This window comes from Haloterrigena sp. H1 (assembly GCF_005938085.1).
In the GTDB taxonomy this organism is placed as follows: Archaea; Halobacteriota; Halobacteria; order Halobacteriales; family Natrialbaceae; genus Natrinema.
The window spans coordinates 1-23,114 of sequence record NZ_SMZK01000004.1 but is presented as its reverse complement, the minus strand read 5'-3'; the positions used below and the strand labels follow the sequence as shown (position 1 = coordinate 23,114).

Annotated in this window: 28 protein-coding genes; 14 read left to right on the top strand and 14 right to left on the bottom strand. The window is 55.0% G+C overall.

The features are described from left to right. Positions 1-56: 56 nt before the first annotated feature. Positions 57-329, bottom strand: coding sequence for a hypothetical protein (locus E2L06_RS19715; RefSeq protein ID WP_138783258.1), 273 nt, complete (start codon positions 327-329; stop codon positions 57-59). 325 nt (positions 330-654) lie between these two features. After that, a complete protein-coding gene (locus E2L06_RS19710) occupies positions 655-951 on the bottom strand; it encodes a hypothetical protein (RefSeq protein WP_138783257.1) in 297 nt (98 codons plus the stop codon). Between the two features lie 330 nt (positions 952-1,281). On the opposite strand from E2L06_RS19710, the gene E2L06_RS19705 reads away from it, so the two are divergent. Together E2L06_RS19705 and E2L06_RS19700 are read left to right on the top strand one after the other, a co-directional pair. After that, the gene (locus tag E2L06_RS19705) at positions 1,282-2,379 is read left to right on the top strand and encodes a hypothetical protein (RefSeq protein WP_138783256.1); all 1,098 of its coding nucleotides are present in this window, start codon (positions 1,282-1,284) and stop codon (positions 2,377-2,379) included. A gap of 3 nt (positions 2,380-2,382) precedes the next feature. Further along, positions 2,383-3,510 carry a hypothetical protein gene (locus tag E2L06_RS19700; RefSeq protein ID WP_138783255.1) on the top strand — a complete coding sequence of 376 codons (1,128 nt, stop codon included), beginning with the start codon at positions 2,383-2,385 and terminating at the stop codon, positions 3,508-3,510. Between the two features lie 228 nt (positions 3,511-3,738). Here E2L06_RS19700 and E2L06_RS19695 read toward each other — a convergent pair whose 3' ends face one another. The 4 genes from E2L06_RS19695 to E2L06_RS19680 form a co-directional block, all read right to left on the bottom strand. Continuing rightward, complete coding sequence (locus E2L06_RS19695; protein ID WP_138783254.1) at positions 3,739-4,215, bottom strand: hypothetical protein; 477 nt, start codon at positions 4,213-4,215, stop codon at positions 3,739-3,741. A 613-nt stretch (positions 4,216-4,828) separates the two neighbouring features. Next, on the bottom strand, positions 4,829-5,695 hold the full coding sequence (locus E2L06_RS19690; RefSeq protein WP_138783253.1) for a hypothetical protein: 867 nt from the start codon (positions 5,693-5,695) through the stop codon (positions 4,829-4,831). Positions 5,696-5,953: 258 nt separating this feature from the next. Further along, positions 5,954-6,583, bottom strand: coding sequence for a hypothetical protein (locus tag E2L06_RS19685; RefSeq protein WP_138783252.1), 630 nt, complete (start codon positions 6,581-6,583; stop codon positions 5,954-5,956). Further along, a complete protein-coding gene (locus E2L06_RS19680) occupies positions 6,580-6,885 on the bottom strand; it encodes a hypothetical protein (RefSeq protein ID WP_138783251.1) in 306 nt (101 codons plus the stop codon). The genes E2L06_RS19685 and E2L06_RS19680 overlap by 4 nt, the downstream gene beginning before the upstream one ends. A gap of 174 nt (positions 6,886-7,059) precedes the next feature. Here E2L06_RS19680 and E2L06_RS19675 point away from each other — a divergent pair, with 174 nt between their 5' ends. From E2L06_RS19675 to E2L06_RS19665, 3 genes are all read left to right on the top strand, one after another. Further along, entirely contained in the window at positions 7,060-7,305 is a 246-nt protein-coding gene (locus tag E2L06_RS19675) for a winged helix-turn-helix transcriptional regulator (protein WP_249361532.1), read from the top strand. 131 nt (positions 7,306-7,436) lie between these two features. Then, the gene (locus tag E2L06_RS22595) at positions 7,437-7,667 is read left to right on the top strand and encodes a hypothetical protein (RefSeq protein ID WP_249361531.1); all 231 of its coding nucleotides are present in this window, start codon (positions 7,437-7,439) and stop codon (positions 7,665-7,667) included. A gap of 697 nt (positions 7,668-8,364) precedes the next feature. Then, positions 8,365-8,742: a hypothetical protein gene (locus E2L06_RS19665; protein WP_138783250.1), complete on the top strand. Its 378-nt coding sequence runs from the start codon at positions 8,365-8,367 to the stop codon at positions 8,740-8,742. 22 nt (positions 8,743-8,764) lie between these two features. On the opposite strand, the gene E2L06_RS19660 is transcribed toward E2L06_RS19665, so the two are convergent. From E2L06_RS19660 to E2L06_RS19625, 8 genes are all read right to left on the bottom strand, one after another. Beyond that, positions 8,765-9,409, bottom strand: a complete 645-nt coding sequence (locus E2L06_RS19660; RefSeq protein WP_171052442.1) for a hypothetical protein — start codon at positions 9,407-9,409, stop codon at positions 8,765-8,767. A 332-nt stretch (positions 9,410-9,741) separates the two neighbouring features. Continuing rightward, on the bottom strand, positions 9,742-10,530 hold the full coding sequence (locus tag E2L06_RS19655; protein ID WP_138783248.1) for a DUF6339 family protein: 789 nt from the start codon (positions 10,528-10,530) through the stop codon (positions 9,742-9,744). Continuing rightward, positions 10,520-11,602: a hypothetical protein gene (locus E2L06_RS19650; RefSeq protein WP_138783247.1), complete on the bottom strand. Its 1,083-nt coding sequence runs from the start codon at positions 11,600-11,602 to the stop codon at positions 10,520-10,522. The genes E2L06_RS19655 and E2L06_RS19650 overlap by 11 nt, the downstream gene beginning before the upstream one ends. Next, positions 11,602-11,880: a hypothetical protein gene (locus tag E2L06_RS19645; protein ID WP_138783246.1), complete on the bottom strand. Its 279-nt coding sequence runs from the start codon at positions 11,878-11,880 to the stop codon at positions 11,602-11,604. Before E2L06_RS19645 ends, E2L06_RS19650 begins: the two co-directional genes overlap by 1 nt. Beyond that, on the bottom strand, positions 11,877-13,490 hold the full coding sequence (locus E2L06_RS19640; protein WP_138783245.1) for a hypothetical protein: 1,614 nt from the start codon (positions 13,488-13,490) through the stop codon (positions 11,877-11,879). The genes E2L06_RS19645 and E2L06_RS19640 overlap by 4 nt, the downstream gene beginning before the upstream one ends. 454 nt (positions 13,491-13,944) lie before the next feature. Then, positions 13,945-15,099, bottom strand: coding sequence for a hypothetical protein (locus E2L06_RS19635; RefSeq protein ID WP_138783244.1), 1,155 nt, complete (start codon positions 15,097-15,099; stop codon positions 13,945-13,947). Positions 15,100-15,399: 300 nt separating this feature from the next. Continuing rightward, on the bottom strand, positions 15,400-16,059 hold the full coding sequence (locus E2L06_RS19630; RefSeq protein ID WP_212750821.1) for a hypothetical protein: 660 nt from the start codon (positions 16,057-16,059) through the stop codon (positions 15,400-15,402). Positions 16,060-16,270: 211 nt separating this feature from the next. Further along, on the bottom strand, positions 16,271-17,398 hold the full coding sequence (locus E2L06_RS19625; RefSeq protein WP_249361530.1) for a DNA cytosine methyltransferase: 1,128 nt from the start codon (positions 17,396-17,398) through the stop codon (positions 16,271-16,273). A gap of 202 nt (positions 17,399-17,600) precedes the next feature. Between E2L06_RS19625 and E2L06_RS22255 the strand changes: the two genes are divergently transcribed. The 9 genes from E2L06_RS22255 (at position 17,601) to E2L06_RS19590 (ending at position 23,057) form a co-directional block, all read left to right on the top strand. After that, positions 17,601-18,782, top strand: a complete 1,182-nt coding sequence (locus tag E2L06_RS22255) for a hypothetical protein (protein ID WP_212750820.1) — start codon at positions 17,601-17,603, stop codon at positions 18,780-18,782. After that, a complete protein-coding gene (locus tag E2L06_RS22250) occupies positions 18,773-19,324 on the top strand; it encodes a hypothetical protein (protein WP_212750819.1) in 552 nt (183 codons plus the stop codon). The genes E2L06_RS22255 and E2L06_RS22250 overlap by 10 nt, the downstream gene beginning before the upstream one ends. Continuing rightward, on the top strand, positions 19,321-19,494 hold the full coding sequence (locus E2L06_RS22245) for a hypothetical protein (RefSeq protein WP_212750818.1): 174 nt from the start codon (positions 19,321-19,323) through the stop codon (positions 19,492-19,494). Before E2L06_RS22250 ends, E2L06_RS22245 begins: the two co-directional genes overlap by 4 nt. A 2-nt stretch (positions 19,495-19,496) precedes the next feature. After that, the gene (locus E2L06_RS22240) at positions 19,497-19,910 is read left to right on the top strand and encodes a hypothetical protein (RefSeq protein WP_212750817.1); all 414 of its coding nucleotides are present in this window, start codon (positions 19,497-19,499) and stop codon (positions 19,908-19,910) included. Between the two features lie 895 nt (positions 19,911-20,805). Beyond that, the gene (locus E2L06_RS23075) at positions 20,806-21,159 is read left to right on the top strand and encodes a DUF6339 family protein (RefSeq protein WP_394348755.1); all 354 of its coding nucleotides are present in this window, start codon (positions 20,806-20,808) and stop codon (positions 21,157-21,159) included. Between the two features lie 216 nt (positions 21,160-21,375). Beyond that, positions 21,376-22,047, top strand: coding sequence for a hypothetical protein (locus E2L06_RS23070; RefSeq protein WP_394348754.1), 672 nt, complete (start codon positions 21,376-21,378; stop codon positions 22,045-22,047). Next, positions 21,977-22,138: a hypothetical protein gene (locus tag E2L06_RS22860; protein ID WP_283241378.1), complete on the top strand. Its 162-nt coding sequence runs from the start codon at positions 21,977-21,979 to the stop codon at positions 22,136-22,138. Before E2L06_RS23070 ends, E2L06_RS22860 begins: the two co-directional genes overlap by 71 nt. A 23-nt stretch (positions 22,139-22,161) precedes the next feature. Continuing rightward, positions 22,162-22,341 carry a hypothetical protein gene (locus E2L06_RS19595; protein WP_138783242.1) on the top strand — a complete coding sequence of 60 codons (180 nt, stop codon included), beginning with the start codon at positions 22,162-22,164 and terminating at the stop codon, positions 22,339-22,341. Between the two features lie 167 nt (positions 22,342-22,508). After that, positions 22,509-23,057 (top strand): ribonuclease H-like domain-containing protein, encoded by a 549-nt coding sequence (locus tag E2L06_RS19590; protein ID WP_138783241.1) that lies wholly within the window; start codon positions 22,509-22,511, stop codon positions 23,055-23,057. Positions 23,058-23,114: the final 57 nt, after the last annotated feature.

The following is a 23,114-nucleotide window of genomic DNA, read 5'->3' as shown; positions in this document are numbered from 1 at the left end:
TCGAGCAGCTTGGTGTCGCGACCTATCGGCATGCAAGGCAACTCTTCGAGGAGTCGTTAGCACTGTTCTTCTGGTGACGTGATCCGAAGTTCATCCTCGACTTCGTAGAAGTAGCCCCGCTCGAGGAGGCGAGTAAGTGCGTGCTCGACGTCCCGTTGCTCGAGTGCTAACTCTGAATCGGCGATCAGCATGTCGGCTGCGTCGTCGTAGTCGATCAGCGGAACACTGTCTTTTCGCTGGCCTGGCCGACATGCCTGTGTACACAGTCGATCGTAGCATTCGAGAATCCACTCCGGAAGTGGTGGCCGTGGATCTGTAATGCCAGCCATTGCAGTTCTGTATGGTTGTTTCGACAGTCATCCGCTTAATAGTATCCGTCGAATGCGCTCCTCTCACAGGAACAGTGTACTCCCTTGTTAAATTGAACTGACCATTTCTACCATATTATTGAGCGGCGCGGAGAGACAGATACCGAAGGTATTCCCGAACGCAGCAAAGCATCACTGCAGGCCGGTCTCGAGTTCGGCGACAGCTTCCTTCGAGTTTGACATCACGCACAAAGGGACGGTGACAGTTTTCGTGAGAATTACTTGGGGGAAGAACCTGATCATCTCGCGGTCGAGATGATGGATGAGGCAGGGCTTAGATAACCGGCTACTTTTCGAAGAGCATACTTTTCACCAGCGTTGCGACGAACACGACCCCCGAAATGATTCCGAGGATAGCAGTCTTGATGCCGGCAGCCAACAGTGCTACGACGTATCGTCCGTATCGATAGTCGGAGTGCCAGAGGTCACTAAACATCCCAACTACGAATTGGGCTACTGTTGCTAACCCATCGAAGATGAGCACGTAGAGGACGCTGTAGATCGCTGATCCCGTTCGATGGATGAAGATGTATATGAGTGATTCTCCGGTACGCGTGTAGTCTCGGGTGAAAGGGCGGGTCATGCGACTGCCACTCCAAGGGTCTCGACACCAGCCAAGGAACGATGAGACTCTTCGCTTGATTAGGTCGATCACGGCCCAAAGCAATCCAAACATTGTACTTCTGGGTATATGTCGGTGGTAATGTAAATCTGTGTAGCACACTATTTTTGAGCCTGTAACACACTCAGGATGACAAAGAGAGTTTTCCTCCGGGATCCAGTTTAACTATTCTCCCGATTTATGACGAGTGAATTCCAGACACGGTGAATTTCTACTTTCGCTCCGAATGGGGAACTAATATACGCCCCGATGTAGCACATTCAACAAACAACGCTGTCGGAGGTACCCCAAATGCACATACCCGAAGGACAATACAATCTCAAAGAATTCTGCCGAGTCATCTTTGACTCGCCAGAGCGTGTCCTAGAAGGGTACCACGGCCAACGCATCAAATCGTTTCTCTATCTCTCCGACGACGGCTGGGAGGACTACCTCGACGAACACTACGAAACCGAAGAACTCGGTGACATCACGAAGTTCGTCAGCGAGTACCGAAACCGAAAAGGTACAGAGCAGCCTGCCAGATTCTACGTTGGAGAGTACAAAGACGATCTCCAGATGGTCGTCACCGCCGAAACTGAAGAAGCCATTCGACAAGCTCTCCGTCCAGTCTCGGAACATAGCGACTGTCTGTCGCCGATGCCGATTATGACCGAGGACTTCCAGACGATGAACGAAATTGTCCTCAATACCTACGAGGACATGCGGATTTCTGAATTTAATTCGAAGCGCGTTCCAAGCTTGGCAGGTGCCCGAACTCGACCGGATGTCGATCGTGAAATCGAATACAAAGGAATTGATGGCAGAGACCGGCTTGACGAGTTCCGTGAGGAATACGGTGTGGTTCCCACCCGTATCCAGTATGAACATGAGAACGTCTCCATCAGGATCGACACATCCGGAAAGTTCACCTTAGAGACCGTCAACCAAGAGAGCTTCAACATCCTATTTGAGCTGCTGAGTGAGGTCGTCGTGAATGTTCTTGAGCTATTGGACGTGGCGAATCAGATCAAGTTCAAGAAACGGGAGGTGGTGCCGGGAAACTTGAAAGTGCAGGTGCCGGAAGTGAGTTCTGGTGAAATAGATTTTGACCAACAAGTGTCGTTGATGCAGGCCGAGAATTTTATCAAAGGCACGAAGAACAGCAATGATCTGAATTTCAGCTTCACGGACGTTACGAAACAGGCTGGGTCGTTGGACTTCTCTGCGCAGGTAACCGACGAGAATCGAGGATCGTTGTTCAATGTCAGCGCGACTGAAGAGTCAATGCGGATTGTCCCAAAACAGAACTGTTCGTTCCCATCTCTCGTCGAGTTCTATCTGGCCGTGATTCAGTTGTTGGATGGTGGCGCTGAAATGCGACTCTATGAGTCTCAGACGGCAGCATAACACATGACGAATGTTGACCCTCCTAAATCGGTGCCGGAGGGTCAAGAAACGAAGTATCGCGGGTTATACGGTAAGTGTATCGAGCACAAACTCGACGCATTTCCGGAACAGTCTAAGCGCGAAGACCTTCGAAAAGAAATAGATGTTCAGCGCCAGCACCGGAAACTGATTAGTTACTCTATTTTCCCGTTCGTACAGGATCGTCCAGCTGGGTATAAATTCTTCACCGCGGAACCGCTAGAGGAGCTTGGTGTGCCGAACTTTGATTTCCTTCTGTGGAACTTGGATGGGAGTGTAATTTTCGGAGAGGCAAAATCGTCGATTCCAAACAGCGCTGAGTCAGTCGTGAATCAGCTCAAAGAGCGTAAGCAGATCGCTGAAGAGCACAAGGAGTACATTGAGGAGGAATATCTGGGGAGCGAAATTGACCATATGGAGTTCGTGCTATCAACGTACGCCAACCATGGCGATAAGATTGCGAAGGCTATCATCGAGGAGGGCGCGAAGTTCATTACATGGGTCGTAGATGCCTATTACGACACGTTATGGGTTCGGCAGGCACGGCCGACATCTTTCCCAGACAACTTGGAGGCTGAAGAGCCAGATGCGATGCTTCAGGAGTTGGAGCGACGGCATACACACGATATGGCGGCGCTAAATGGTGAGTTAGACCGGGTGACGACAAGTTTTGGGCAGGCAGATGTCTTACCAACTGCGATTATCGTGGATCAGCTGCGAGTAGTGGTACAGGCTCGTCGTGTCGAGGGGCGATATCCATGCGTCGATCGTGCAGACATTGAGGAATACGTCTCGAATAGCTCACTGAACTACACTGAGGAACGTGTGACAGGTATTGTTGATGACTTGATTGGGGCTGGTAAACGAATCAATTTCCTATCTGAGTGGGACGATGAGCGTGCTGATCTGAAGGTCGTCTCAAACTATACAGCAAAAGATAATTTAGAGACAGTTCTTGAGGACAAGTGGATTGATTGGCGGATTGAGGATATGAAAGAAGACTTGCGTGATGAGTGTGAGGAGCGGGCGACTGCTGAGCTTGGCAAACAAAAGCAACTCAACGAGTACGGTGTAGGGGTACCAGATAGTGAAGTAGAAGAAAATTTGGAGTGACTACAGTTCTGGTAGAGAACGTAGAAATACTCCCGCGTCAGCCGTGCCGTTTTTTGAAGAAGTCTTGTTGATCTTCCACACATAGCCATTCGTCTCCTGGCCCGCGTACTGCGTCGCGTTCGAACGCCTGATCTTCAGCTGAATTCCATGTATAGAAGAAGCTGGGAGAAACAGGCATCGACTCGAAGAAGACCTCTCGCCGCGTTTCAACCAGCGGACCTACTACCGCTACAGTTCGACCTGATCAATGAACTCGACAGTGTCTTCGAGGACCGATTCGACCGCTTCGCGTTCATCGGGATCGGTCTGCAGCGTGTCGAGGTAGCCGTAGTCGTGCGCCAGGTTGTTCCGATACTCCACGACTGTTTTCAGAGTGTCCTGATACTGGTCGAACAGGTCGAGGACAAACGCCATGTGCCGGTACCGGCCAAGCCCGTTATTGCCGTACAGATCTTCGAACTGGTCCATAGTGATGTCGTACCGGTCCGCAATCGCCCGGCTCAGGATGCTCTCGAGACGCGTCGACGTCAGCACCAGCGCTTCCGCGATCTTGTCGTCGTCCAGCCGATCCTGAATCTCCTCGACAGAGAATCCGATGACTGCCGTGGCGTCGAGAGCGGTTGCGTCCGCGGTAGCGTCTGGAGTGGAGACAGTCGCGTCCGAGGTCTCCGCTTCTTCGCCACTGTCAGAGCTATTGTCTGACATTATTAACCGTACTATCCGCGTGGCGGTGATGAGTCTTCGGGTGGGTATATCACTGTTTTTATGTGTGGTGGTAGCACGCCACTCTCGCTGACTGAGGCACATCGAATACAGCAGATATCTGCCGAATACAATCATTGCCCCAGTGAGCAGCACTCGGTGCCGTGAAAGACGTTTTTTGACACTACGTATCCACACTGCGGGCAGACATGCCGCGGAAAAATCGTTCCGTGGACTTCACTCGTGACGGCCACATAGATCGCAGCCGTTCCATCCCGCATCACCGATCTCGTTCCCTCAGCCCGGCACCGGACACTCCGGGCCGTCGCAGAGATGCGACCGGGCAGTCATGTTGCCGCGTATGTTCCGTCTAATCGCGTTCTTATCTACAAAACCATGTTCTCGAGACGAGAGGATTCCGGTGACAGCTGGCGTCTTCAGACACACCCACAGGGAAGTCCTTGGAGTGAGACCGACAACGACCGATCAAACGACATACTACAGAGTAACAGTACACTGCATACAACCGCTCTTGTGCTGGATATTAGTTAGACGGATAGAGTGAGACCCTTCCCAGGGGTTGTGGGTAGTCGGGAGACACCCTCACCTGTTGACGTCAGGTGTCTCCGGAGCCGGCCATCTCACCAGGGATCTCAACATCGTCCATCAACAAGACGCGTCGTTCCGTGTACTCGAGGCCGTTCTTGCGCTGTGTCCGCTTTTTGACTGCCAGCCTGCTCCTCGAGAGATCGAGTAACGCGTCGATCGTTCGGGAGACCAACTTCTTCGCATAGTCGTCGCTGATCCCCTTCTCCTGCCGTCGGATCCAGTGTTTCATGTCGCCGGCGGTAACGTACTCTCGAACGCTTGCACTCCCTTTCCTCCAGGGGTTGTCTCCAACTGCCGGATCGGTACGTGCCTTCCAGAGCTTTGCAGCGAGCCGTGACGGAAGCGCCGATGTCGTCGCCCGGAGCATATCCTCGTCCATCTTCGCGAGCTGCTGGAGTGGAAGCAGATCCCCATACGAGAGGGAGACATCGCCACCACGCTCGAGTGGATCGTCACTCTCGGGTAATCGGAAGTAGCTCTCACCGTCGTCTTTCTGGATGCGCTCGAGGCGGCCATCCACAACGTCGATCTCGCCTTCGTCGATGTGTTCCTCCAGGAGGTGTGCACCCTTCTCGAGTTCGCGTGCCTGGAGTTCGCCGACGCGATCTTTGTTGGCGTTGAGTTTCTTCTCGTGGGCGTCTAGGCGTGCCTCGATGGGTGTCTGTGATTCTTCCAGGTCCTCGAGCCGTGCTTCGAGATCCTTATTTTCTCTGTGGGCCTCCTCAAGTTCGGCCTCGAGATGACCGATACGGTCGTCCTTTCGGGTGAGTTCGTCCTCGAGGGTTGTGACACGCTCGTGGAGGCGCTCGAGTTCGTCGGCAAGTATTTGGAGTGTCTGTGCATCAGATCCGGGACAGTCTGTGTTCGCGCTCATTTGGTTCTGGATTCGGTGTCGTTGTCGGGCGATTCGACTCGCGCTGCTGGTCGATGTCGGGAACGCTGGTGGAGCAGTAGGCTACCGACTCGAGAGCCGTCGAGGGAGTGCAGTGGCCGTCTCCCTGAAAGACGTCTTCGTGTTCGAAAGTCCGGTATCAGTCTACCGGGGGTTGGTGGCTCCGTCTCGAGTGGCGAAGTGCGGCGGTCTACTGGGCTGAATAAGTCAACGCGATCCCGAGGTGGTGTACTGGCTCAGCTAGCCACCCTCGGGTTGGAGTCGACAGTCATGGCTTGCCAGCGTGGTGAGCGAGTCGAATGGACACTCGCAGATATCGCAGTAGTGTCTCTGCTCCGTGAGGAACATCTCACGGTACATGTGGCCGCCATCGGGCACGGCAGACTGTCTTTGATCGCTTTCACTGGAATCGGGCTCGCTGGGCCGTCCCTGTACGTGAAGATCGACTTCGGTAATCGGTTCGCGACCAGTTTCTCTCCAGTTGCTATTGCGGCGTTCGTGTTCGATCCGCCAGGCTTCGCCACCGGTATCGGGGACAACCATCACCCGTCGGCGACAGCCGTTGATCGCCGTGTACTCGAGCACGAATTCGACGGTCGGTTCGGTGGACTGGTCACAGCCGCCGTCGGTTGCAAGACGTGGGTCGTCGTCGGCATCGACGAGCAGAATTCCATCCTCGGTCTCGAGAGTGTGGGCTCGGCTATCGTCGTCGGCGATAATGATCTCCGAGCCGTCGGTTGCTTCGATGTCGCCCGGTTCGTAGCCGGCGACGGCGTGGGCTTCCGCTCGCAGGCGCATCTCGCGAGCGCCTTCGCGCTCGAGTTGTTCGGCACGCTTTGCGATAGCTTCGTGATCGTTGACGATCGTCATTGGTCGCTCACCTCGACAGCGCCGACGATCGCGTCAGCCATCGTCTTGAACAGGTACTGCACTTCGAAGCCGCCGCGACGGTCGGCGATGTAGTCAATCCAGTCGTCGATCGTCTTCTCGACGTCCTTGAGGTCGTAGCGGACGGTGCGCTCGCCGTTCTCGATAACGTGAACGGACTCGTCGGTCGTCCGGTAAACGTGGTGTGCGCCCTCGTTGTCGATGCCTACGGAGATGTAGTCGGCGCGTGGGTCGGTAGTCTGTGCTTCCGAAACCGTTTCGTGGGTTCGCGGTTGAACACTCATTGTCCTTCTAGCACGGAGGACGCAGGTCGGCTGCTCCAACAGCCGGCCGAGAATCGGTTTTCCCGGCCCCCTGCGCCTCACAGCTACTACTCTATCAGCCAATCTATTAAACCTATTGGTTGTAGGTTATCACCAGTAGGTTTTTGGCCATTGCCATCAACTTATCATACACCGATGAGTATAGCAACCAAATCCATGGATGCAGACGATATGCGCGACGCTGATTGGGCGATCCTCAACGTGCTTCGCGAAGGACGTGCAAATGCACCGCTTATCGCCGAAGAAGCGGGCTACTCTTCGCAGTACGTCCGAGAGCGACTTGGGCGTCTGAAACAGGACGATATCGTCAAGCCACTGGGGCATGGCATCTATGAGATCAACGAAGACAAAGTGCCGGAGCGAAATCGTAATGAGAGTTGATCTTTTCCCGCAACGACATCCAGTCCGGCTGTGATCGCTGACAGCGGATCAATAACGCTCTCAAGGAAGCACATGATGATCTGTATGCGGATGTTTCGGACGATCCGCTGACTGCTGAGAGTCGGGAAGTGATGGCATCTGAGTCATCGGATGAGCAGTGGGCCGATCGCAAACTGTTCAAGTTGACAACTGAGTCCCTCATCAACCTCAAAGAGATCCAAGCAGCCCCGGAGGTTGGGTTGGTTGGTGGATCCGAAAAAGGCACAGACCAGTTCGTCAAACGCGGCTACACCGTTCTCAATATAAGTGATTCAGCGACGCAGCGGCTTCGCGATGTCACCACCGACGAGGGCCGTCAATAGCGGTGCCGGAGACGTTCGATATTGGCAAGCAAGCGGAGGAAGAGGGCTGGGCTGTTATCATCGGACTGAGAATATATCTCGGTTAAACGCTGATCAGCGACGGTATATTCGTCTCGGCGAGTACTGGCAGCAGAGCTTGGAATTGATCGAGATGTGTACTACAGCGAGGCGAGTGCCGATACCTGGACCGACAACAGGACATACATCATCGTGCTCACCGACTCGGGCGTGACAAGTCGCCAGCGTACGGTCTGGATGCACGACTTGTATCTCGTGGTGTTGCACGAAGCAGCACACGAAACCTCAAGACGGGATCGGCCTTCTCATGAGCATCACTTTGAGAGTACATATTGATCACTCGTGGAGAATCCAGCTAATCAGAATTCGTTCGCGGAGCTTATCCAACAGATCATCGATGAAAGATATGAGTCCGTGTTCGGAGAGGACATCAAACGACGCACCGATCAAAGTGGAGGCGCGGGAATCACTGATTACGCGTGTTGCAACTGTTCGCCGACGTGTTTTTGAGCCCCCAAGGGGTTGGAGGGCTTCTTGAGTTCTATTCTGCTCAAGAAGATCCGATAGAATATGGCTATGAAGAGCACCAACCGAGAATCATTTAACGATTCGGACACCCGGCATGACGAGATGCATCGTAAGAACATTCATAGAACTGTGGGATCCATTTGCCAATACGATGTATAATGGCGACTGGGAACCAGTAATGACCGCAGATTCAATGGAAAAGAAAATCAAGGAATTCGCCAATTTAGCCCATGATCGGGCTAATCAGGAAAATAAAGATATCGAAGAGGTCGTCCACGATCTAACGCACAATGCGTATCTGATGAAGCACACGTCTGGTGATGTCCTTAGTGAACTTCAAGAGTTGGAATCAACGTATCCAGATGCGTTCTATAATGGTGACGCGAACGACCACATCATGACATACTTGGACGGCAATCAGAATTTCGATTTCTGGTATGACTATGCGTATCTCTCGCTGGCGGCCGGACTCGAGTGGGCAGTTCTAGACACGCTCGAAGAGACGGCAACAAGTGACGACTCCCCGTAATGCTGATCCTGCTGCTTAGCATCTATTCTTGCGAAATCGATTGATAATAGTTGCAGGAGTGTGTGAAAAAACAACTGTTACAGTTCGGTACTTTCGGTGCACAGATGGTGGCACCGAAATCCAAAATGGCTAGATTGAATCGGCGAGAGTCGTCTTGAGGGAGCACCAAAGAAGCCAATGTCCATGCTTCTTCGTCACGATAGCCCAACTCGGTGCCGAAGATGCGGTTGTAGACGCGGACAACGTTTTCATCAACAATCGGACGTGGTTCCCCATACGCGAAACATAGAGTAGCATTCGCTGCATACTGCCCGACGTAAGGAAGATCACGAAGCTGTGCTTCATCAGCGGGAATCCCAGTATCGCGAAGAGTCTGTCCGATCGTTATCAGTGCTTGGCTTCGCTGATTCTGAAATCCGAGCGAATAGATTATCTCGGCAAGCTCATTTTGATCCGCTTCTGCTAGTGCCGTTATCGTGGGATACGTTTCTATGACCTCATTATAGATCGGTTCGACTTTCTCAGCAGCGGTTTTCTGGAGAAGGATTTCTGCCACAAGGATTTCGTAGGGGTCCGATGTTTCTCGCCAGGCGAAAGACCGCAGGTTGTCTTCGGCCCATTGGAGTAGCCCTAATCGAAATTCCTCAATCACCTTCTGCTGGCTCACGTTCCGATGTACGGGTTTGCAAGCAATGAAAGACACGACAAACGACCCGCACCTTTTTATCGATACCACCAGTTCACAACCAACGCTTGTGAGCTCAAATTCGCCGTCGGCTTCCGGAAAAATACATTAGGGAATCAGGACCGTCGCCTGCCGAACACTCATGGCCCAGTTCGCTTCTGAGTATTCGTCTCGCTGAAGGGGACAAGATTGTTAAAAAGACAGATTTGACAAACTGCTTCGTCAATGAGTCAGAAAGACACTGTCGTCTATACCGAAACACGCTGTCAAACCCAAACCAGATCGTGAAAGGTTCGGGAGACAATACGGGCGTGCTACCGTTCGTCTTCGCCGCGCATGACGTAGTCACGGAGATCCTCAACTGTTGCCACGATATCATCGTTATCCATCGCCTCAACGCGCCGGACGGTAAGCTCTTCGCGGAGAAGAGTCGTAGTGCGGCTGACGATATGGCTGTTTGACGGAGGGTCTGCATACACATCATCGTCTTTGAGCGCATCAAGGGCCTCGTGACAGAGGAGGTCTGCGCAGGCGTGCGTAACAGGTTTGTATCGGGCGAAGTCGTGGTCAAGAATGTCGTTGGCGAGTTCCTGGAAGCCGAGGACGCGCCGGGTGCGCTCGTAATCTCGGTCGACGGGATCACCAGAAGCGCCATCCTCATACGTGAGTTCGGCAGCCCACCAGAGACGATGGAGGGCATTTGAGTAGATGTCACTCCCACCTTTCAAGAACTTCTCCTCCATGTTCCCAGGGCTATCGGGATCAAAAACGTGGTCCCAGCGGTAGTGGACGAACTCGGGGAACCGGACGAGACAGAGGTAGTGCCAGAGCCCGGCGTCCGCGGCCTCATAACGGGTCAGATCGAGTGTACGGTGAAGGGTAGGGGCGAGTTCCGCATCAATATCGCTGTCCTGGGGATCAATATTATCGGCATTGCGTATCTCATCAATACAGTCGTCAACAGGCGCAAGGTCGACCGAGCGACCGAGCGGCGTGAGGTAAGGACGGAGATCATCCTCAGTGAGTGTCCGCTCTCCGCTCAGAACCCTGTTGTCGACAAGCGGGTGAGCAGCGCTCTGGAGGTGGTACAGTTTAGTTGTCATTCTGGATCGCCTCTTCGATCAGTTTGGTTGTGTCGGACGGGATGTCGTAGCGCTGGTGGACAGCGTGTTCGACGTTCTGGACGAGCGCGGGAAGGTCTTCGATACTTCGAACATCGGTCGCGAACTGGATCGCAGCGTCCTCCTCCTCATGATCGGGATAAAGGTCATCTAAGAAGAGGTCTAGAACGTCATCTTGCCAGCTGTATTGGGTTTCGCCAGTGTCTGGATCGGTATCACGAGCAGTCTGTATAAGCAGTTGAGTCCATACGGAGTGCTCAATATAATCATAGAGTACATCACGAAGCCGAGGTGGACCGCCTGTGGACCCACTGTTTTCGAGAACTTTCACAACCTGTGGGTGTTCGCGGTTCAAGTAGAGCTGAGGGTTACGCGGCTCGTCAAGACTCAAGTGGTGAATATGTTGATCGTCGGGAAGACGGTCAGTATCACTGAAATCCTCGATAATCGGCATGAGTAGTCCGCCGCCGTCCGTGCGTTCGTCAAGCTCAAGCGTCCACGAGATGCCGTTTGCGAGCCGAGAGCCAACTTTCGAAGCACAGTTCGACGCCCCGGGGCCGCGTTCGCTCGCCCGGACAAGGTGCGGTTCGAGTACGACGGTTCCTCGGTGGTCGTCACGGTGGATGTCGATGCTGAACGAGTAAGTGTCGGGCTCGACAGGTGGGTCGGAAAGGATCGTTCGGTCGCGGCTGATTGCGAGAGGGTTCGTTTTCACGAGCGCAAGCCGACCCGATGGGGCATCCCACTCGGTCGTCGAGAAGACCTCTTTAACCGTCTCCATGTCGAGCGTGATCGTCCCTTCGAGCGTGAGGGTAGTCCAGCCAGCTTCGTCGACGAGCGAAAGGTAGCGGGCAGATTCATCGAGCTCGCCACGGTCGCCGAGATCAGCACCGTCCAGTTGAATCGTCTCGACCGTGAAGTCAAGGGCATCACGGGCGTAGCTGTGCGGGAGAGACTGGGTGACGAGACTCCCCGTCTGGAGTTGTTCGTCCTCTGATTCGTCCTCTGATTCGTCCTCTGATTTGTCGTCAAGTTCGTTGTCCAGAACAGCCATCAGTTATCCCTCCGTTCGGCAACGGCAACTGATACTTTGAGTCGGGTTTCGACGCGACGCATGTCTTCTTCAGACGTACCCTCGAAGGTGAGCGAGGTCGTCCCCGGTGGCGGGTCAAGGCGACCGACCTGCACGCCGTTTTCGTCGGGGAGCGAGATGGAGACCCCGGTCGTATCCGAAGAGATATTACGCACAGGGAGCCGGTCGTTAGTCGCACGCTCTTCGGCCATTCGAACGAGCGAGACAGTTACTTGCCGGATTTCGTTCCGGTCGCTCAAGGGTTCGACTTCACCTTCGAATTGCCAGTGGTCGTACGTCTCGTCAAAGGCGATGTCGGTGTCGCCGGTGACACGCTGACTACTGGGAGACTCGCGGCTGGTGGAGCCGCTCCGGCGTTTGCTCCCGATCTTGAAGCGGTTCCCGAGTCTTTCGGGACCGGTCGAGCCGCGATCGACGTTCGGGCAACAAGTTCGCGGAGCGTGTCGGTAACATCCGGTTTGATTCCTTCAACGGCAGTTCGAAACCCTTGCTTGTACGTGTTAGCGAGGGATTCGGTCCGTCGCCACTCGTCGTGCTGAGGTGGTTCTGCAGTGGTGAGAAATTCTTCAACGACATCGTCAACGTCCGAAGGGTTATCACCAGTGCCCCAAGGACGAGCGCGGCCGCCGAGGAGAACAGCGTGGAAGTCTTCGTTCCCGACTACGACTTTGTCGCGGTCGTAGTATTCGACAACCATTCCGGCACCACGGACGAACGCAACGCTGTTGCGCTGATACCTCTCGTCCGGGTTCGCACGGCGGACGAGCAAGTCGAGATCTCCCTCGGTCGATCCACTCTCGTCCGTTTTTGCGGGAATGGTCAGTGTGATCGGTTTCTCAACGACATCACCGGCCTCGGTGAGTTCGTCAGTGGCAGCAGTGCGGTCATTGAGACATGTAGTGAACGGAGTGTACCGAGGGTACTCTGCTATACTCGCCGATTTCGTCTCGGTGTCGGTCTCGACGGTGACCTCAAGATTTCCACGGTAGATCGCTGGCCAGAACCACTCAATTGCCTTTTCAGTGATTTTGTCTGCGAGTTCTTCATCGGCAAGGCGTTCTTCGGCAGTGGGAACGCGGAAGTCGACAACTTGAATGCTCGTTCCGGGACTATCTGGGCGGCTGAGTTTGAGGTCATCAGCGAACTGTCTGGCCTCGTCACCCCAGAGAGATTCGGGGCGTGCACCACTTTCGTCGGCATCAACGTTACCGAACCAGCCGTGGCCTTGGTAAACGGTGTCGCCGTCGCTCGACTTGTGAGTCGGGAGACGGGTGCGCCCGATAAGCCGTGGGGAGTCGTCTCGAGGAGTGGGTTCACTGAGCGAGGAGTTGAACAGCACCATCGAGAGCCCGGAATACAGCCAGAGAACAGCTTTGCCGAGGCCGTAGCTCCCACCAGATGTGTCACCGGATTTGCTACTGAAGAGAACGTCACGGACGAGAGCGGTGAAGTTAGACTGGTCAGCAGTCTCGGCACCGAGGAGCCCCTGGGTATTCTGATCTTCGATAGTGAGGACGCGGAGCGATTTTTCATCCTCGATTCGCGCCATTGCTTCGGAGATGTGTTCACCGCTTTCCGTGTCAGCGGCAAGAGATGCGTGGTCGGACCAGGTGTTGATATCCAGGGCGTTCAAATAGGCTTTGAGATCGTCGCCTTCGAGAGTCTCGAGGCGGAAGGTGACCTGTGCAGGATCGTCGTTATCCAGGCGGGCGTCGTTCGAGTTCTGGAGGACCTCCCGAACGAACGTTTTCAGGCCCTGTTCGCCATTCGACATCGCGTATTTTGCGACATCGTCGCCATACCGAGCGTCAGTCGGTCGCGATGTCGTAAATCCCCACGTCCCGCTCATTGACCCCTCCATCGATGTGTTGGAGAATCGATCCCCTTCCAAAACTGATGAACATATGCGATATTAGTCATAATGGGACAGTCGAGGCTTCCATATTATAAATATTTGTTATTCATATAGATAGGGAATTAGCAGACGGCGTAACGAGCCAGCGGCGCAGTGTCAGACCGGCATCAAAACTGATCGGTCGGTGGATGGCCAGTCGTGAGATAGTGAGCACCGAGAAGGTCATACCGAATCTCGGAACGTTCCCGCGACCGCTTGGCCGACTCCGTACTCAAATCGGGAAGTGGCGCAATAGAAAAAAGCATCTCTGAGCCGTAGGTGCTTTCTAGTGAAAACAACCGGCTCGTCGGTGTTTCGGTCGTTCCGATGTAGGTGAGGCGTCGCTCCCACCGTAGGGTATTGTCTTGACGTGTCCAAACACGGAACGCGCAGGCATCGGGCATCTCGATTATTGCACGGTCGGCGAGCGGACGAGGTTCCGTCCACTTGAGTCCCATCCAGCCCGGGTTCGTCGCTGCTCGCCACCCAGCCAACTTGGCACCGGATACGAGTTCTCTTCCGAGCTGGATTCCAGAACGGCACAGGGGTCGACACCAGGAGAGGGTGTGTCTGCGAGCGGGGTCCGGTTGAGCTGAACGCTCGGTGTCCACCCGATCTCGCGTCGGCATACTGCAATAAGTGTCGCCTCGAGCGCTCGGCGATGGCGTCGGTTGGCAGCGATCGGTGGGGTCGCAACAGACACTTCCAAATTGCCATCGAGTGCGGTTGCGATCTGCCAGAGGCCGGTCGTCGCGTCGTGATTCCCGCCATCGGGACAGTTCTGCGCGGTAAGTCCATCTGCGAGGCCGAGCCCGACTCGACTTCGAATACCACCGTCTGCTCCCGTTTCCCCGATGTACAAGAGTCCAGGGATAGCCGTGTGGCGAACACGATACACACCGGGGTCGTGTGGAAGGTCGTCAAGGAGCTGGTCGCGGTCGTGTAATGAGAGCCACGGCGACCAATTAGCCCCCAGCCAGTCCGGGGAGAGTGGATCCACAACGCGATGGGTTAGATGGCAGTGTGGGATATCGAGTGCTCTCGTGGCATCGACAACGCGCCGAGTTGCTCGGTTGACGGCCGCTAAATCGGTCCGCACGAGGGGCTCGGAAATCGAGAGAATGTTTGCGATCGCCGCCAGACTACGGGCTTGATGGTCGAGTGCCCACACGGTCGCTCGCCGGCTCGACACCGACATTCGCTCGAGAAGGGTGTGGATGTCGTCAATCGCGGCAGCGGGAAACTCGGGACAGGAAACGACAAAGCCGGGACCACAATCGGTGAGCGATTCAGGCGTGGCATTGCTGACGTGTCGGTCGTGGGCAGTGGCGATCACATCACGGCCGACCGCGGTAAGCCCGAGTTCCTCGGCGACCACATCCCAGTACGGGTCGGCATCGGCGCGGAGGTAGAGGTGACCACCCTCGTCAACGCCAACGGGAGTTGGGTCAAAGCCAGTGACGAGGGTTTCGAGCGGAGCGAGCTCTGGTGTTGTCTCGAAATCGCGGAGGATGTGCGCGGCGTGGGAAGCAGGGACGTCGTACTGTGCGGCGACATCTTGCACGATAGCACGAGGGAGTGGTGTACCGGCAAAGGGATCACCCGCGTGCGATCGAATCCTATCTCTATCTTGATAGAGTCGATTCGAGTCCCCACCCATCAGCGTATACGGTAACTCGAGACATCTGATTATTTGATTGTGTCGACTCGACAAAGTACGACATAAGAGATACGAGAATGATGGCGTGCTATTCGAACTCGCCGAGTTGGCGGTTCGCCTCGGCGCGGCGTTTGTTTGTCATCTCCTTGTCGTAGTTCGAATAATCAACACGGTCTTCAGAGATGCCGCTTTCGTCCTCGTAGGTCATAATCCACGCACGAAGGAGATAGTAAATGTATGGGCGGGGATAACGTTTTTTGCAAGGTGGGCCTTGGGATAAGGACCAGAGGCGTAGTTTTTCGCAGCGGCCCACCACTCCTTTGATCGTTCGGAGAAGAAAAACGAAGATGTCTCCGCATTCTCGGACGGGCCATCACTCGTGAGGAGGAGGCGTTCACGAGGCGGGTGAGGTACGTCGAACGACGTTTCGAAGCCGCGTTCGTACTCGATCGGGAGGCCAAACATCCGGCCGTTCAGCACGACCGGATCTTCGAGCGGGGCGCGTGGGACGTTCTCAATAATGTGGTGCTCGCAATATTTTTCGGCGATCTGGCGTGCGCTCGGGATCATGTTATCGTGGTCCTCGGGATCGCCAGAGATACTCGTTGTTGCTGCCCACGCTGAGCAGACGGGGTGGAAAACGCCCAGATCAAAGGTGACATCCTCTTTGAACGGAAGGCCCCAGTCTTTCTCCTCAATGTGGGCATCCGCTTTAATCGGCGCGCTATCGTTCGTGTCTCGAGGATCAATGCCGACGCGGACAACGGTACCGAAGTCGTTGAGAACCTCGCACTCTGTGCCGTAGTCGGCAAAGCAGTGGAGGATCAAGGGTTCGTCGCGATCCTCGGTGAAGGGAAAACTCACAGATGACCACCCGCAGACGGTTCGGCGACCGAGCTACCGACAGAAGGAGATTCGGTAGCGTGAACCGGAAGTTGGTCGATATAGATATTCACTGTAGGGCCAGTTTGGTATGGCGCTGAATAAATGTCCCTATCCGAAAGTGGGTGGCCAGGCGGCTGAGAGAAAGGTGAGTAAAATACTGTAGTGGTAGGGAATGAGATCACTTCAAAGATTAGTCAGTCGTCAGCAACGGTAGTTTCAGTTGCGGTGGCAGTGGCGTTGACATGGTCAAGAATGCCTTTGCCGATGTATTCGCCGAGGCGTGGGGGAACGGCGTTGCCGATGAGGCGGCCGAGATTGCTGACGCCGACATCATCCCAGTTGTCATAAAGTCGTAGTCTTCCGGGAACGTCTGGAGGAGGGCACCCTCGAGGAGAGAAAGAGCACGATCTTGATCGGTGTCGTAGTGGCCGAAGCGACCGCTGCCGTAGTTGTAAAATTGGGTTGTTATCGTGGGTGCGGGCTCATCGGGCCGCATTCGGCTGTAGGGTGCAGTGTATGAGCGGCCGCTCGCCTTCTTGTGACAGTCGGCGAGGAGGTGGTCAAGGTCTTTCTCTTCCCAGAGGTGCCAGTCGCCGCCGGGTTCCATATGGCGGATTCGCTCAAGGTTTTTGTCCGAGAGTTGTCGAGATCTGTGTATGTCAAGATCGGGATCAACGTCACCAGCAGCAAGTGGCGGAAGATAGTCAATGGTCTCCTTGACAGTAGGGTAGTTATCTGGATCCTGGATGGGGGGATCAGGAAGGGCAATCGGACCGCGTTTGGACGCCATGACAACCCAGCGTTTCCGGTTCTGAGGGATATCGTATTCGGGGCAGTAGACTTTCTTGTTCTCGTCGCTATTCACGTGGTAGCCGAGGTTATCTAAATGGTCAATAAACTCTGTATAGACGTCATCTTTGCGGACCTGGAGGACGTTCTCAGTGACAACGACATCAGGTTCGACATAGTCAACGATCTTCTTGACATCGTTAAGAAGTCCCCATTTTTGATGATCTTCGTGGCTCTTGCCTTTGGAATGACTCATCGTAGAGTACGGCTGACAAGGGGCACAGGCAGCGAGCACGTCTAAGTCGGAGTCCCAGGGAAACATACGGGCGACACGCTCGGGATCCTGTGAGAGCGGCAAGACATCAGTGTGGACGTAATCCCCCTCAATATTCTGTTTGTACGCATGCTTGCAGTCTGGGTCGCGATCAACACCTTTAACAACCGAGATGCCAGCTTCCTGAAGGCCGTAACTAAGGCCCCCAGCGCCGCAGAAAGATCGACCGCCGTGATTTTCATATGCCTTCCTCATTCGCAACGTCATATAAGTATTCGCAGACGAGACGACAACCAGTCAGCCACAGCGGCCCCGGAAGCGGACAACTATCTGAATAGAGATGGGAATGAGAAAATCAATATAACCCTCCCATCATGGTGATTGTGAGCGTACAAAGCTCGTAATAGTAATACTGATTAGGTGCACTTAATGTTGTACAAATATACCGGTTTTTGATATGGATCAGAGGCGAGATCAACTATTTGACGCAGCTGAGTGGTACTTCTTCAGCGGTGGACCAGGAGCACCACGGTACGGAGACGACCCGACAAAACACGCAGTTGACCATGACGCAGAAGCATTCGTTCGGGAGGTGCTACAGAACGCGAACGACCAGGGTCTCTCAAATGGCGATCCAGTCGAGGTGACGTTCCGGTTCATTACACTCACCGGCGACGAGAAAGACGAATTTCTGGACGCGCTTGGCTGGGGCGACGATCTCAACCACCGGCTAGAGTCGATCGCACACTCAGACCAGGGACGTGGATACGATCGCGTGCTCGAGCGCATGCACAACCCGGAAGCAGAACTTCGGTTGCTGGTCGTCGAAGATCGGAACACGACTGGTCTCTCCGGGGCATGGGAGGAGGATTCGAACTACGCCGCGCTCGTTCGCGACGAACTTTATAGTAGCAAACAGGAGGATACCGCAGGCGGTTCATACGGATCGGGAAATCCGTTCTCTGGACGTTCTCAGGAACATCAACAGTCATATTTAATTCGTATCTCGACCACGGCACGCAGGCAGACGAGTCGCCACGACTCATCGCCCGGTCAAAGCTCCCTACTCACGAAGTCCGGGGTGATAATACAACTTATCAGGGAGCCGGATGGCTCTGTCACCCGACCGAGACGGAGGATGGACCACGGCCGGAATCGCTCTGGGGTGATGAAGCAGCCCGACTTGCCGACCGACTGCACGTTGATCGCCCTGCGACCAGCGGAACAAGCGCCATGGTCGTTGAATTCCGAGATCCGACACGGGACGACCGCCCCAATTGACGAGCTCGCCCAAGAATTCGTCGAGGCCTCGGTGAAGTACTTCTGGCCGGCCATCTACCGTGGTGACCTGAAAGTTACTGTCGAAACCGCCGAGGAGACCCTCAAAGCCGATGTGAACAGTGTCCCGGCGATTCGACCGTTTGTCGAGTGTTACGCCCAACGGTTCACGGACTCCGAATCGCTTGACGACCCCGGAGATGTCGCTGGACTCGATATCCCGGTACGGTTGCCCCCACGTGCTGACGGGACGGAAACACCGGACGGATCGGTGCGCCTGGCGACCCGACTGGCATCACCAGCCGACGACGACACGTACCTCAACACCATCGCGCTCTTCCGTGGGCCGGAATGGTCGTGAAGTACTACGACCAAAGTCGAGTCGCGTACTCCGACCGGAACTTCCATGGCGTGCTCGCAACCGGGGAAGCACGCCTCGAACACAATCTCACGGAAGGGGATCTGGAAATCGATCGATTCCTCCGGTTTGCCGAGCCACCCGAGCACGACGAGTGGGAGTCGACGGAGAACCTCCGCAAGCAGTACCAACGAGGATTCCGAACCGCCCTTGACGACATGTTCGGGACGGTCCGAGACGGCCTCCGCCATCTGATCGCGAAGAGTACGAGCACGGACACGCTCTCCGATAACGTCTTGAACCGCTTCCCGATTCATGGTGACGGCGTGCCACGATCGACGGCGTCCTCAGCGGAACCAGTGTTCGAGATCGATAGCTCATCGCGATTCACCGGCGATCGTGGTCGTTCTCCGGACGGATCTCGGTTCTTGCCGAGGAGTTCGACGGCTGGTCGGCCGAGCTCTCACTTACGGGAATCGGGGAAGATGGTTCCAGGTACGACGTCGTGCCGGTTGAGGAGTTGGACGTCGATGTCGACGGTGTGACGACAGCCTTCGAAGACGGGATAGTGCGCATAAACGCCAACGAGCACGTCACCAATGCCACGTTCGAGGGGCGATCGCATTCAACTGGCGATGGAGACTTGCTAAGTGGTGATGTCGGCGAAACACAACTCGAGATCCGGGCGGAGCTCGAGACGCCCGCGGAGAAATGACCATGACCCGTTCACAACGCTACCGCAGTACCTCGCTTCCATTCAGCTATCGTGAGAAAGGCGTACAGTTCTCGTTGGAGACGTACTCGATCGACGACCAAGATCCAGCTCCGCTAGACCTGAAACCAGGGCAGACCGAGATCGATCTTGCTGGCGAACTTCCGCCGCCGGCAGACGATGCGGTAGCTGACTGGCAGACGGTGGCACTCGAGGGCCAACTCTACATCTCAGAAGAGACTGTTGATGCGGTGTTTCCTGATGAGGAACGAGATTGCCCACCGGCGAAACTCTACGTCACAATCCGGTGTCACGAAACTATCTACCGTGATCGCGTTGTCGTCTCCGACGCGCCAACCACGCCAGGAACGTACGACGTTGAGATACCAATTCGGAAAGAGAAGGTCCGCGGACGGTAGAGCTCCGCCCGTATCTCGTTCGCACCACCAGACGAGATGGCGACGGCAAGTACGCGGCACGGAAGAACTTCCGTGTCGCCAAGCGTACGATCTACAGCATTGTTGTCGACCGGCCGGAAGACGAAGAACCACCAGCGATCGACGGGGAACGCGTAAATTTCTCGCAGACGACACACTTACCGGATGGCGACAAACTCTATTACCTTGACTTCAGGAACGAGAAGCGTCCGAAGCTCTGGATCAACGCCGATCACCCCCGAATCACAGAAGTCCTGCAGAGCCGCGGATCGGTCGGAGCAGAAGCGGCGAATGCGAGACGTCATCCTTGAACCAGGTCAGTTACCGGTGTTGGATGCAACTCCTAATTCGAGCCGGAGCTGCCATCGATAGCGATGGAGACGTTGAGTACGAGTGGCAACAGACCGGTATTGAAGACATTCGCACGTAACATGTACGATATCGATGATTTAGAAGAAGCGACACACAGACTGCGAGAAGATCTCGAGAGTTCGGAGACATACCGTACATGATGCAGCGGCTTGACGGTGAACTTCAGGAGTTCATCAATCCGCGCGACCAGTTGATTAACCTCATGGAGGAGGCCTCCAGATTTAGAATGAGTGAGTCAGAAACACTTCATCGGTTGACCGAAGAGGGGCGGCGCTTGGTTGGTCAGTCCTTCCTCAAAGGGGAGACAACGGCTCAATGCTGACGACGTAGCGGAGTATATCGAGCCGATGCCAGGCGAGCCGAAAGCGAATCTCGGCCGCGTTGACGAGGTCGTCGATTCAGTACTTGAAGAGTACTCCGAGTACGATACGGCGATTGACGGGGCGCTCGCCGAAGAAATTCATCGCAATCTCCACATCACGCCCGAACAGCGGGCGACCCGGGCTTGTGGCATTGGCTGGCTATCGTCCGCTACCCCGATCTCGTTCGTCATCGGTGGGAATATCGATCAGAAGAGGCGATGCGGGAGAAGTTCCTCGGTGCCGGATCTGACCTCTATTCGAACGCTCTTCACCGCTTGTGGTGGATCGCGGAGTTAACTGCTCGCGATGACGAATACGAGATTACGGACGCGGTGTTCGCAAATCAGACGATGGTCAATAAAGTGTTTGACCGATGGTTCGCGCGATATCGTCCCGCGGTTATCGCAATGTGTGATGAGCTTGCCGATGAACGGTCCCAGGTTATTGAGGAGGTGACACGCCGATTTCAACCATGCGTTGACCAATGTCCAGCTTGAAGGTCTCTCAGAACGGGAGGCTCGAGAGTTGATTCAGCGACTGATAACCGAAGCACACGAGTAAGAACCAGACAACAACCGAGATCTTCCGCTCAATCTACTGACGGTGTTGTTCGAACAAGGACTCAGTTTTTCTGCGCCAAAGTGGGCCGAGGCGCACACTCGTGTGCCTCAACCACGAATGAGTACAGAATGTGAAAGGCAAGTAGAATACGGTTGTGTCGTTGTCCCGGTGAATTACAGTACGACGGAGAACGATTACAACAGGTCGATATGATTCTGAAACGAGGCCTGAACTGGGAATATCTCGTAGAAGAATCGTCGGAGACGCACCTCCGAGGGCAGCTTGATCTCCAGCAACAACTCCAACGGCAAGGCGTAACCCCGAAGAGATTCGAGTGTAGGTACGACGAACTCTCCACCGAAACGCGTCTTAACAAAATTCTGCTAGACGGGCTCCACAGACTGCGTCCACTCGTCACCAGCAGTTCGGTCCGGAGTGACGTGAATCGGTACTACGGACGACTACAACAGTACGTCTCGTACGAGCGGATGTCACTCCGCGATATCGAGAGTGTCTCACTGACCCGCCTGAACGAGTACTACGATAACGCTCTTCGGCTCGCGAAATTGATCTTCGAGCAGGCGTTCGTGGCTGATCTCGGTGGACGCAATCGACGCATCCAGTCATTGCTGATCGACATGGAGAGCACGTTCGAGAGAGTCGTGTATCGGGCGGTGAAGGCAGTCGTCGATACGGAGTACTACGACGTTCGGAACGATTCGATCGGCCATTCTCTCTCAGTCAGAATCGGGAATCGGACACCTCTCCATGTATCCGGACTTCTGGATACAAAATCGAGAGGAGGACGTCGTCTTGGTTGGTGACACGAAGTGGAAGACGGGCACGGAGCCGAGTCGGGACAACTTCTACCAGATTGCTGCCTACCAAGCCAAATACGGCACCCAGGGGTGTTAGTTTACCCAGACGTAGCTGGGGAGATGACGGATACTTACACGTACGCGACGGGGAGCGGAACGGACGCAGGTAGAGGAGAGCTATGGTCGATCGAAATCGAACCGGGAGAGGAGGCGAGCTACGATCAGTTCGTACAGACTGTCGAAGCGACGATTCGAGACAACCTCCCCCAGTCGCTCGTGAAGTCCGAAGCTCTACCGTAACGAGGGGAGGGCTCGATCGAGGATTGGTGACCTGACCCCGATTCGACTGAACGCCTCGAGACCGATCAGTTGGCCGTTGGGGCTATTCTGGTAGTCGAGACTGTGTCTTTTAATTCCACTCCAGTGGCAGTAGTTTAAATATGTTCTTTATATCCAATAAGTAGTGGATGCAATACGATCGCGACGGCTTCGGATACGACCAGATTACCACGCTAGACATCGAGACCACCCACTGGAAAGCAGCCGAAGGCGAGACAGTCTCGGTCGGTGTCGCCGTCCACGATAGAGACGGTGGCGACCTGTCGTACGAACCGTTCCATCGAACTGGCGACGACGAAGCAGATGTGATCACCCGCGCACTCGATTACGTCAGCGATTGTGGGGCCGATGCCCTGGTTTCTTACAACGGACGCGATTTCGATCTCGAGTTCCTCACCGACCGACTGTACCGACTGGGTGCCGAGAACGCCGTCTCCCAGGCTGCACTCGACCCGCACATCAATCTGCTCGCCGACCGGAAAGCCGTCTGTGATCGAACTGGCGAGAAGTGGCCTTCACTCGAGGAGTGTCTGGCTGCCTATGTTTTCGACGAACCTGTGACAAAGTGGAACGGCCATTCAGTGACCAACGAACGTTTCGGCGAAGAACTCGGTCCTGCGTATCTCGAGGCCGTCACCAGCGGTGACGAAGAACGGCTGAAACGCTCCGGGAGGTGATTGATCACTACCTCGTGACCGACCTCGAGGCGAACTTGGCTATCTATTACCGCGATA